An 11,063-nucleotide genomic window follows, 5' to 3' on the forward strand; every position below is an offset into this window, starting at 1 on the left:
GCACAATGCTGGCGCACATGCGCGCCGCCTCCCCACCGCCCCCGCCCGTACCCTCCCCGCCGGCCCGGCCGCCCCGGCGCGCGGCGCCCTTGCCGCCGTGGATGCCGCTGGCGCTGGCCCTGGCGGCGCTGGCCCTGCTGGGCTGGCTGGTCTACCTTCCGGGGCTGCACGGCGGCTTCGTGTTCGACGACTTCAGCAACATCGTCGACCAGCCGGCGCTGGACCCGCGGGCACTGAACGGGCATTTCTGGCAGGCGGTCTGGGCCGGCCGTGCCGGGCCCTTCAGCCGCGCGCTGTCCATGCTCAGTTTCGCCTGGCAGGTCCGGGTCTGGGGCATGCAGCCCCTGCCCATGAAGGTGTTCAACGTGCTGTTGCACCTGCTCAACGCCGGCCTGATCGCCTGGCTGAGCCTGCGGGTGCTGCAGTGGCTCGACGCACGCGAGCGCGAGCAGCTCGGGCCCGGCGCGCCGGGCTGGGTGCTGTCGCCGCGCGCGCTCGCCATGCTGGTGGCAGGCGCCTGGCTGCTGGCCCCCATCCAGCTCACCGCGGTGCTGTACGTGGTGCAGCGCGAGGAATCGCTGGCGGCCTGTTTCGTGCTGCTCGGCCTGCTCGGCTACTGGCACGGGCGCATGCTGTTGCGCGACGCCGTGCAGGCTGGCGCCGCGCAGCGGCGCGCCTGGAGCTGGATCTGGGGCAGCCTGCTGGGCTGCACCGTGCTGGCCGCGCTGGCCAAGGAAACCGGAGTCATGCTGCCGGCTTATGCCGCGGTGCTGGAATGGGCGGTGCTGCGCGGGGATTGCGGCGGCGCCCCCGCGAGCCGGGAGCAGCGCGACGCGCGCTGTTCCCTGCTCGGCGTGTACGCGCTGCTGCTGGTGCTTCCCGGCCTGCTGGGCCTGGCCTGGCTGCTGCCGGGGGCGCTGTCCGGCGCGGCCTACGCCCAACGGGACTTCACCCTCGGGCAGCGCCTGCTGACCGAGGGGCGGGTGCTGGTGGACTACCTGCACTGGATCCTGCTTCCCAACCCCGGCACCCTGAGTCTGTACCACGACGACCTCAGGGTCTCCACCTCCTGGCTGCATCCGTGGACCACCGCGCCGAGCTGGCTGCTGCTGGCGGCGCTGCTGGGGGCCGCGCTGTGGCTGCGCCGCCGGCGCCCGGTGGTCTCGCTGGGCATCCTGTGGTTCTTCGCCGGGCATTGCCTGGTGTCGACCTTCGTGCCTCTGGACCTGGTCTACGAGCACCGCAACTACCTGCCCTGCTGGGGCGTATTCCTGGCTGCCTTCGGCTGGCTCGGCAGCTGGCGCCCCCGCGAGGCGCGCAGCTGGCCTTTCGTGGCCGGCGTCGCCTGCACGGGACTGCTGGCGCTGTATGCGGGTTTCACGGCGATCCGCGCCCAGGTCTGGGGCAACCCCCTGCGCCTGGCCTATTTCGAGGCGACCGCGCACCCGCGCTCGCCGCGCGCGGTGTACGACCTGGGGCGCGTGCTGTACCTGATCGCGCCCAGTGTCGACAGCCCGCAGTTCCGGCAGGCGCGGCGGACCATGGTGCAAGCCTCCGAGATCGCGGGAGCGGACCTGCAGCCCATGCAAGCACTGGTGTTCATGCAGGCCAAGCAGGGCCTGCCGGTGCCCCGGGCCTGGTGGGAGCAACTGCGCCGGCGGGTCTCGCAACAGAGGCTGGGCGTGGAGAACGTGGGGGCGCTGTACAGCCTGGTGCAGTGCGCGGCGGACAAGGTCTGCCGCTACGTGCCGGAGGACCTTCGGCAACTCGGCGACTTGCTGGACGCCGGGGTGCGCGCGCATCCGCGGGACGCCCAGATGATCACGCTGCGCGCCAATTTCGAGGCCAACGTCAGCCACCGTTTCCCGCAGGCCTATGCGGACATGCTGCGCGCGGTCGCGCTGGATCCGGGGAGCTTCGACTACTGGAAAAACCTGGTGCAACTGCAGATCGCGGGGCGCCAGCTCTCCCAGGCCTCGGTGGGCCTGGAGCGCCTGCGCGAACTCGACCCCTTCGGCCTGCATCGGGCGCAACGCCTGGCCCTGCGCCGCCAGTGGCTGGCTGCCCGCGGCGACGAGGCCTCCGGGCAACCCGCGCAGTCCGGGGAGGCGCGATGAATCGCCCGGCCCGGCCAGCGCGTGCCTACCTGCCCGGGCTGGCCCTGCTCGGCCTGCTGCTGCTGGGCTGGCTGGTCTACTGGCCCGGCCGCCACGGTTCCTTTCTGTTCGACGACTACTCCAACCTGGCGTCGCTGGGCGACTACGGGCCGATCCACCAGTGGTGGAAGGCCGTGGCCTTCATCACCTCTGGCTTCGCGGGCCCCACCGGGCGCCCGCTGGCGCTGGCCAGCTTCCTGCTCGACGCGCGCAACTGGCCGGCGTCGCCGCTGCCCTTCAAGCTCACCAACGTCGCCGTGCACCTATTGTGCGGCGCGGTGCTGGCCGGCCTGCTGCGTGCCCTCAGCCGCGTGCTGGGGGCCGCGCCGCGCCGGGCGGCCTGGGTGGGCGTGCTCGGCGCGGGGCTGTGGCTGCTCGACCCCTTCTGGGTCAGCACCACGCTGTACGTGGTGCAGCGCATGGCCATGCTCGCCGCGCTGTTCGGCCTCGCCGGGCTGTGGGGCTATGTACGCGGGCGCGAACTGCTGGCCCAGGGCCGGACGTGGACGGGCTATGGGCTCATCAGCGTGTCCTTGGGCCTGGGCACGCTGCTGGCCACGCTGAGCAAGGAGAACGGTGCGCTGGTGCCGCTGCTGGCCTGGGTGCTCGAGGCCTGCGTGCTACGCCGCCGGCTCGCCGCGCCGCCGGGCTGGGGATTCAGGGCCTGGAAACTGCTGTTCCTTGGCCTGCCCGCGGCCGTGGTGCTCGGCTACCTGCTGCGCTGGGCGCCGGGGCTGTGGAGCGGCTACACCGGCGGGCGCGGCTTCAGCTCCTGGCAGCGCCTGCTCAGCGAGACCCGCATCCTGTGGAGCTACCTGGGCGACATCTGGCTGGCCCGCGCGCACGACGGCGGCCTGTTCCACGACGACGTGGTCGTGTCCACCGGCTGGCTGCATCCGTGGACCACGCTGCCCTCGGCGGCGGGCCTGCTGCTGCTCGGCCTGCTGGCCTGGCGCGCGCGCCGGGCCCAGGGGCCGGGCTGGGTGGCGGCCGGCGCCGCCGTTGTGTTCTTTCTCACCGGGCATGTGTTGGAGTCGACCTGGCTGCAACTCGAGCTGGTGTTCGAGCACCGCAATTACCTGCCGGCGGCTCTGATGTTCTGGCCCCTGGCCTGGCTGGCCGTTCCCGAGGTCGGCCCCGGACCGCGCCCGCCGCTGTGCCGTCCTTCGCGCCGGTGGGCGGCGGCCGCCGCGCTGGCGCTGCTGGCCCTGTTCGCGCTGCAGACGGCACGCCGCGCCGCGGAGTGGGGGGCGCCCTTCCGCCAGGCGCTGGTGTGGGCGGGGGAGCACCCCGATTCCCCGCGTGCGCAGGCTTACCTGGCCAATTTCTGGCGCGAGGCCGGCAACGACACGCAGGCGCGCGCGTTGCTCGATGCGGCGCTGCGCCTGCACCCCCATGATCTGGTGCTGCTGATCAACCGCGCCGGCGTGGCCTGCGACCAGGGCCAAGCCCCGGCCGGCCTGCGCGGGGACCTGCTGGCCGCGGCCGCCCATGCCCAGCTGGGCAACAACGTCGTGCAATACCAGGTCGGACGCCTGATCTCGGGCCTGTCCGAATGCACGGTGTTCGGGCCCGACTTCCGCGCCGAGCTGCTGGCGGCGGCGCTGCGCAGCCCGCAGGCGGGCCTGCCGCAAGTGCGCCGCGAGCTCCTGCGGACCCAGGCCCGCCTGGCGCTGGCGCGGGGCGACGCGTCCGCGGCCTACGCGCTGGACCTGCAGGCCCTGCGCATTCCCGGCCTGCCTCCAGGAGCGCGCCTGGTGGCCGCGGCCGAGCTGGGTTCCGCCGGCCACCCCTCCATGGCCTTGCGCCTGCTCGACGCGGTGCCCTCGCCGCTGGCCCATGTCGCTGGCTGGACCATGGGGGCCCTGCACGCTCGCTGGCTGCGCCACGCCGGTTTCTACCAGGACAGCGAGTGGCATATGCGCCGCGTTTTGCAGCGCCAGGCCGCCGCGCAGGCCGCCTCCGCCGGCCCGCCCGGCGCGGGGCGTCGTACGCTTGCACCCGGGGCGCCGCCGCCACGGACGGCCGCCGGGGGGAGACACGACGATGAATGACCAGGCCGACTTGCAGGCAGCCGTCCAGGGTGCGCGAAGCACCACGCGCAGGCTTTCGGTGATCCTTCCGGCGCGCAACGAGCAGGGGGCGGTCGGCGACACCGTGCGCCGCATCCTGGCCTTGCTGCCGCAGGCCCAGGTCATCGTGGTCGACGACGGCTCGACGGACGCCACCGCGCAACTCGCCGAACAGGCCGGTGCCCAGGTGGTGCGCCGCCCCTACGGCATGGGCAACGGCGCGGCGGTGAAGACCGGGGCCCGCGCCGCCAGCGGCGATGTGCTGGTGTTCATGGATGCCGACGGCCAGCACGACCCGGCCGACATCCCACGCCTGCTGCAGCGCCTGAACGAAGGCTACGACATGGTGGTGGGCGCGCGCGATGGCGGCTCCCAGGCCAGCGTCGGGCGCGGGCTGGCCAACGGCCTGTACAACCGCCTGGCAAGCTGGATGACCGGGCACGCGGTGCTCGACCTGACCAGCGGTTTTCGCGCGGCGCGCGCGGAGCGCTTCCGGGAATTCCTGCACCTGCTGCCCAATGGCTTCTCGTACCCGACCACGAGCACCATGGCGTTTTTCCGCAGCGCCTACGCGGTGTCCTACGTGCCCATCCACGCGGCGCGGCGCATCGGCACCAGCCACATCCGCCCGCTGCGCGACGGCGTGCGTTTCCTGCTGATCATCTTCAAGATCGCCACGCTGTACTCGCCGCTCAAGTTGTTCGCGCCGGTGGCGCTGGGCTTCGCGTTGCTGGGCCTGGGCAACTACGCCTACACCTTCACGACCGCGCACCGCTTCACCAACATGAGCGCCTTGTTGTTGTCCGCCGGGGTCATCGTGTTCCTGATCGGCCTGATCTCGGAACAGATCACCCAGCTGATCTATCGGCGCGATGTCTGAACTGCCGGCGCCGGCCCGACCGCTGCTGCTGGTGCTGGCATCCACCTATCCACGCTGGGCGGACGATCCGGAACCGGGTTTCGTGCACGAGCTTTGCCGCAGGCTCGCGGCCGGCTTCGAAGTCGTCGTGGTCTGTCCGCATGCGCCGGGCGCCAAGCGGCGTGAACGCCTGGACGGCGTCGAGGTCGTGCGCTACCGCTATGCGCCGCAGGCCCTGGAGACCCTGGTGCACGGCGGGGGCATGGTCAGCCATCTGCGCCGCTCGCCCTGGAAATGGCTGCTCCTCCCGGGCTTCGTCCTCGGACAGTGGTGGGCCGCGGCGCGCATCGCGCGGCACCGCCGTCCGGCGCTGGTGCACGCGCACTGGCTGCTACCCCAGGGCCTGGTGGCCTGGGCGCTGCGCGCGGCGGGCTTGGCTCCGCGATATGTACTGACCTCGCACGGCGCGGATCTCTACGGCCTGCGCGGGGCACCGGCACTGGCCCTCAAGCGCCGGGTCGCGCGCGCCTGTACCGCCATGAGCGTGGTCAGTTCGGCCATGCGCGGGGAGGCTGCCTCGGCGGGGCTGCGGCCGCCGCGCCTCGAAGTCATCCCTATGGGGGCCGACCTGCAGGAACGCTTCACGCCGCATCCCGAGGTGCAACGCGAGCCGGGGCTGATCCTGTTCGTCGGCCGCCTGGTCGAGAAGAAAGGCTTGCGTCACCTGATCGAGGCCATGCCCGCGGTGCTGCGCGGCCACGCGCAGGCCCGGCTGCTCATCGTCGGCTACGGGCCGCTGGAGGCCTCGTTGCGTGCGCAGTCCGCCTCACTGGGCCTGCACGACCGCGTCGAATTCGCCGGAGCCATGACCCAGCGCGAACTTCCGGCCTTGCTGCGACGCGCCTGCCTGCTGGTGGCGCCGTCGGTGCGCGCCGCCTCGGGCGACCAGGAAGGTCTGCCGGTAGTGTTGATGGAGGCGCTGGGCTGCGCCTGCCCCGTCGTGGCCAGCCGTTCGCCGGGAGTCGCCGATCTGTTCGGCGAGGAGGCGGGCTCGTGCCTTGTGCCGCCCGGCGACGTGCAGGCGCTGGGCGCCGCGGTGGTGCGCCTGCTGGAGCAGCCCGCGCAGGCCCGAGAGCTCGCGCTGCGGCTGCGCGAGCGCGCGCTGCGCGTGGTCGACTGGCAGCCGGTCGGCGAGGCCTACACGAAGCTGCTGCGCGAGGCCTGCGACGCCTGAGGCCGCAGGCCGCCCGAGACAGGCGAGCAAGGCGCGCCTCCCTTCAGGCGACCCGTCAGCAGGCGGCGCCTGTCGCCACCGCCGCGCCGGCACTCGACCGCAGTTCGATGTCGAAGCCGGCGATGAGGGCCTGCCAGTCCTGCGGCACCACCGGGGGCGCGCCCGGGTCGCGCAAGGCCGCCGCCAGGGTGCGCGCCAGCGAGGCGGGATCGTCCGGCACGTACAGGTGGTCGGCAGAGTTCGCCAGCAGACCCCGCATGGCACCCACGTCGGCGGCCACGAAGGGCAGCCCGCAGGCCGCCATCTCGTAGGCCTTCTGCGGAAAGCAGTAGCGGCCGAAGGGTGTGTCCCGCAGGTAGATCACCCCCAGATCCAGGGCTGTGAACAGCTGCGCGACGCGCGCGTGTTCCAGCCTGCCAAGGTAGTGCACCCGCGGCCCTGCCGGAAGCCTCGCTTGAGCGTCGGTTGGGCCCGCCAGCACCAGGTGCACCCGGGGATCCTGCGCGGCCAGGGCTTCGAAACCCCGATACAGCGTATCGATGCCCTTGTCGGCATACAACCCGCCAGCGGTTCCCACCAGCAGGGCGTCGCGCGGCAGACCCAGGGCCTCGCGCGCGGCCGCGCGGTCGCCCGGGCGGAAGCGCTGCAGGTCCACGGTGCTTGGCAGGGTGATCACACGGCCTCGTGCGCCATAGGCCTCGCGCACGTGGTCCGCCAGGGCCTGCGACGTGCAACTGACCAGGTCGGCATCCCGCACCGCGCGGCGCAGCGCGAGCCGCGCGCCGGGAATGCGCGCCATGCCGAAACTCTCGAAGTTGTCGTACAGGTCGGCCGCGAAGGGCAGCGCGAGGCGCTTCGCGCAATGGGCGCCCAGCGCCACGTGGAGAATGTCGGAGGCGCCGATCACGTACTGGGCCTCGAAGGATCGCAACTGACCCATCACCCAGGCCGGATGCCCGAGCAGCCGCGGCAGGACGGCCCGTCCCAGCGAACGCGACATCCAGCGCAAGGAGCCCGCCGGCGTGGCGTCGGTCCAGTCTCCGTCGGCGTCGCCGTGGTAGCTCAGGCACAGCCCGAGCACCTCGTGGCCGCGCGCCGCGAGCTGGAAGGGCATCTCGTACAGGCGCGCATAGCGGTCAAGGATCACGTCCTTGTCCATGTAGCGGCGCTTGCACAGGAAGGCGATGCGCATGGCGGCGGGGCGCGGGTCAGGACTTCAGGCGTTCGGCCGCGGCCAGCGCGGCGCCCACCACCTGGTCCATGTTGTAGTAGCGGTACTGCGCCAGGCGCCCGACGAAGCTGACGGCGCTCTCGCGCTCGCCCATTTCCTCGTAGCGCTTGTACAGCGCCTCGTTGTCGGCGCGGGGAATGGGGTAATAGGGATCGCCCTCGGCCTGCGGATACTCGCGCACGATCGAGGTGCCACGGTGCTTCTGGCCGGTCAGGTGCTTGAACTCGGTGATGCGCGTGAAACCGTGGTCGTTGGGGTAGTTCCAGGTGCCGGTCTCCTGGAAGCGTTCGGTATCCGCCAGGTGCTCGTGCTCGAAACGCAGCGAACGGTAGGGAAGGCGCCCGTGGCAGTACTCGAACCAGGCGTCGATGGGCCCGGTGAATACCGTGTGCGCGAAGCCCCGGTCGGCGCCGCGCCGGCGCATGTCCAGGAAATCCACGCCCAGTTCCACGCGGATGTTCGGATGGTCGAGCATGTTGGCGAACATGCTCGCATAGCCGTCGCGCGGCATGGCCTGGTGGGTGTCGGTGAAGTAGCGGTCGTCGTCGTTGCAGCGCACCGGGATGCGCGCGGCCACCCCGGCCTTGAGTTCGGAGGGATCCAGTCCCCACTGCTTGCGCGTGTAGTGCAGGAAGAATTTCTCGTACAGGTCGCGCCCGACGCTGTTCAGCACCACGTCCTCGCTGCTGCGTACCGGCTCGCGCGCCTCGCGTACGCGCTCGAAGTAGGCGGCGGCGCCGGCCTCGTCCAGATCGAGCCCGTAGAGCATGTTCAGCGTGCGCCGGTTGATCGGAAAGGGGTAGGCCACGCCCCCGACCACGCTGCGCACGCGGTGTTCGTAGGGCAGCCACGCCGTGAAGCGTGACAGCCAGTCGAACACCCGCTGGCTGTTGGTGTGGAAGATGTGCGGCCCGTAGGGATGGATCAGCACGCCGTGCGCGTCCACCTCGTCATGGGCGTTGCCGCCGATGTGCGGTCGGCGATCGACCACCAGCACCCTGCGGCCGGCGTCGGCCAACTCGCGGGCGACCACGCTGCCGGCGAAGCCGGCGCCGACGATGAGAACTTCAAGCGAGTTCATGCAGATTCAGCTTTCCAGATCCCAGAGGGTGTGGCGCTTGCCGGAAATGCCACGCAGGCCATCCCACAGCCCCGCCGCAGCGGCCTTGAACTGTGCCTTCTTCCGAGGCTCATGCAGGGCGACCAGCAGCATACGCGCGAGCGTTCCAGGCAGGGCCTGCGTCCAGAGCTTCCTGCCGTGATGCCTGCGCGCGACGAGCAGTCTGTTGCGCGTGTCGTAATAGCGGCGCCATGGAGGGAGAGACAGAACAGGAATGCTTCTTCCCAGCACCCGATAGGATCGTGAGCTAGCCACCGGGTGGGAGATGCTGCTGGCGCGCAGCAGCACGATCGTCGCACCGGCTGCGCGCGCGCGCAGGCTGTACTCGATGTCATCGGCCGAGATGTACAACTGCCCATCGGGTACGCCGATACGCTCGATCAGCTCGCGGTGGATCAGGAATCCGAGGAAGGGATGGCTTTGCACGACACACCGCGGCGGTAGTTCATCGATGCGCTTTGCTACGCTGCCGAACTTCCCCTCGCTGGTGTTCCAAGTGACCGGCCAGGCCAGAACGCCATTGCGTTGAGGTACAGACGCGTAGACATGCCCGGGTAATGGTGAGTCGGCGAACAGGCATTCCAGTGCATCGGGTGACGGTTCGGCGTCGTCATCCATGAGCCAGACCCAATCGGCGCCGCCTCGCAGGGCCTCGCGCATTCCATGCTCGAAGCCACCCGCACCCCCGAGGTTGTCGGGCAGACGGGAATAGCGCAACCAGCCAGAAGCGATGTCGTCCACGCGCTCGCAGATCGCGGTGGCGGTGGAGTCCGTCGATGCATTGTCGACCAGAACTAGTTGGTCAATGGCCAGGCTTTGCCGTGCCAAAGCGTCCAGGCAGCGGGTGAGCAGAGTGCATCGATTGTAAGTGACAACTACCGCCGAGATTTTCACGGGAATGGATCGATCCGAGTATGGTCCAGGCGCGGGATCTTATTCCAGCGGATATTTCTCGTTATAACCGAGACGCCCATTCAGTCCATCGTTGACGGCTTCGCGGATTACCCTGGACCGTGCATTTCGGCGAAGAGCGATCCCTAGTGCAAATATTCCGAGTCTGAATGCCGCGACACGAACACCAAGGTACGATATGTCCCGACGAGCTGGGTATGCGGAAAAATAGATGGCATTGCGAATTTCATAGTAGATTCTGTAATCGCCCGGGCCGGCGTCGCGCAGCAGCAATGAGTGAAATCGGCTGATATGCGGTTTTCTAAATGGATGCGAAATTTCCAGTTCGCCAAGGGGGGCGCCTCGATCGATGACGATGGAGCCGCCGCGCGCCGTAAGCCGATACGTCCACTCGACGTCATCCCAGTAAAGCGAAAAGCGTTCGTCGGGCAGGCCGATCCATTCGACCGCGCTGCGATGAATGAACACCCCCCCGTAGGGGGCAAACGCGACCCTGGAAGTTTCACTTGGCGCTGTGGGCCCTTGCGCTTTAAACATTTCGCTCGTCAACGATGGGCGCGTATGCGCGACGAGGCCTCTGAGTAATCTCATGATGCTGAAACGAAGTATCGGCGGAGCGACGGCACGCGCAAGCCCCTGCCCCTCTACGAGGATCATCCTCTCCATGGCGCTCTTCCGATACGCGCAGACCGCGCATCGAGCGAATCCCGATCGTGCCGCCGAGTGATCCAGCGACCTCTGGAGCCGTTCGACCGTCTGCGGGGTGAGAGCCAGATCGTCGTCGAGTATGAGTAGACGTTCCGCTCCGAGTTCCAGAGCGCGCGCGATTCCAGCTTTGAAGCCTGGCGCCGATCCGGCATTTTTTCCCAGACGGACTACATCGACCCGTTCCGCGAAATCCTCGGCGAGATCGCGCCGGACAGGCCATCGGGAGCCGTTGTCCACAACGACGGCTCGGTCGATGCCGGAGCCGAGAGCGGCTTGCAGGGTTGCGTACAGCAACGATTTCCGAGCGCCGTAGGTGACGATCACTCCACAGAGCATCAGGCGGTCCCGCTGTAGCGCTTGGCCGGGCCCGATGATGGACCGGGCGCGGCCATCCAAGGCTTGGGTCCCGTTGGCACCCATAACATGGGCCTCCACCGGGTGGCGGACGGGGGCCCGTTCGGGACTTCGACACCGGCCGCAGGCGTCAGGGTAGTCGGTGTTTTCAAGGGTCGAACGAATCCGGGGGCGCCCGCGCGCATGACGTGCCTAGTCAGGCTGTTGAAGTGCCGGAGGGGGCCGCGCGCAGGCACCGCGGGATGAGCTGCAAGGCGCCCAAGCCAAGGCCAGGCTGGACGCCTCGCCTGCTTGGGCAACGCCGCAGATCGCCCGCAGCGCATGCGCCCGAAGGGTTGGTGCAGAACCGGGCGCTGGCCGCACCCCGGATCTTGCGCGGGCGTCCAGCCCGCGCTGCGATCCGGCGCACGCCCATCA

At 69.9% G+C, this 11,063-nt stretch carries 8 protein-coding genes; 4 read left to right on the top strand and 4 right to left on the bottom strand.

Going from position 1 to position 11,063, the window contains the following annotated elements; translation table 11 throughout:
• Positions 1-89: 89 nt before the first annotated feature.
• The 4 genes from D466_RS22205 to D466_RS0117540 are packed head-to-tail and all read left to right on the top strand — an operon-like array spanning position 90 to position 6,321.
• Complete coding sequence (locus D466_RS22205; protein ID WP_156004428.1) at positions 90-2,117, top strand: M48 family metallopeptidase; 2,028 nt, start codon at positions 90-92, stop codon at positions 2,115-2,117.
• Positions 2,114-4,210: a M48 family metallopeptidase gene (locus D466_RS22210; protein ID WP_018915006.1), complete on the top strand. Its 2,097-nt coding sequence runs from the start codon at positions 2,114-2,116 to the stop codon at positions 4,208-4,210. The genes D466_RS22205 and D466_RS22210 overlap by 4 nt, the downstream gene beginning before the upstream one ends.
• Positions 4,203-5,108, top strand: coding sequence for a glycosyltransferase family 2 protein (locus D466_RS0117535; RefSeq protein ID WP_018915007.1), 906 nt, complete (start codon positions 4,203-4,205; stop codon positions 5,106-5,108). The genes D466_RS22210 and D466_RS0117535 overlap by 8 nt, the downstream gene beginning before the upstream one ends.
• Positions 5,101-6,321 (top strand): glycosyltransferase, encoded by a 1,221-nt coding sequence (locus D466_RS0117540; protein WP_018915008.1) that lies wholly within the window; start codon positions 5,101-5,103, stop codon positions 6,319-6,321. The genes D466_RS0117535 and D466_RS0117540 overlap by 8 nt, the downstream gene beginning before the upstream one ends.
• A gap of 55 nt (positions 6,322-6,376) precedes the next feature.
• Here D466_RS0117540 and D466_RS0117545 read toward each other — a convergent pair whose 3' ends face one another.
• From D466_RS0117545 to D466_RS23545, 4 genes are read right to left on the bottom strand one after another with little or no spacing between them, the layout of a single operon-like run.
• Positions 6,377-7,513 carry a glycosyltransferase family 4 protein gene (locus D466_RS0117545; protein ID WP_018915009.1) on the bottom strand — a complete coding sequence of 379 codons (1,137 nt, stop codon included), beginning with the start codon at positions 7,511-7,513 and terminating at the stop codon, positions 6,377-6,379.
• A gap of 16 nt (positions 7,514-7,529) precedes the next feature.
• Complete coding sequence (glf, locus tag D466_RS0117550; RefSeq protein ID WP_018915010.1) at positions 7,530-8,633, bottom strand: UDP-galactopyranose mutase; 1,104 nt, start codon at positions 8,631-8,633, stop codon at positions 7,530-7,532.
• Positions 8,634-8,639: 6 nt separating this feature from the next.
• Positions 8,640-9,566, bottom strand: coding sequence for a glycosyltransferase family 2 protein (locus D466_RS23540; RefSeq protein ID WP_196803514.1), 927 nt, complete (start codon positions 9,564-9,566; stop codon positions 8,640-8,642).
• Between the two features lie 39 nt (positions 9,567-9,605).
• Positions 9,606-10,688 carry a glycosyltransferase gene (locus D466_RS23545; RefSeq protein WP_196803515.1) on the bottom strand — a complete coding sequence of 361 codons (1,083 nt, stop codon included), beginning with the start codon at positions 10,686-10,688 and terminating at the stop codon, positions 9,606-9,608.
• Positions 10,689-11,063: the final 375 nt, after the last annotated feature.

The organism is Thiomonas sp. FB-6 (assembly GCF_000377645.1).
GTDB lineage: Bacteria > Pseudomonadota > Gammaproteobacteria > Burkholderiales > Burkholderiaceae_C > Thiomonas_A.

Coding starts and splice junctions, on each gene's coding strand:
- D466_RS22210 (WP_018915006.1), top strand. CDS start 2,114: ATGAATCGCCCGGCCCGGCCAGCGCGTGCCTACCTGCCCGGGCTGGCC.
- D466_RS0117535 (WP_018915007.1), top strand. CDS start 4,203: ATGAATGACCAGGCCGACTTGCAGGCAGCCGTCCAGGGTGCGCGAAGC.
- D466_RS0117540 (WP_018915008.1), top strand. CDS start 5,101: ATGTCTGAACTGCCGGCGCCGGCCCGACCGCTGCTGCTGGTGCTGGCA.
- D466_RS0117545 (WP_018915009.1), bottom strand. CDS start 7,513: ATGCGCATCGCCTTCCTGTGCAAGCGCCGCTACATGGACAAGGACGTG.
- glf (WP_018915010.1), bottom strand. CDS start 8,633: ATGAACTCGCTTGAAGTTCTCATCGTCGGCGCCGGCTTCGCCGGCAGC.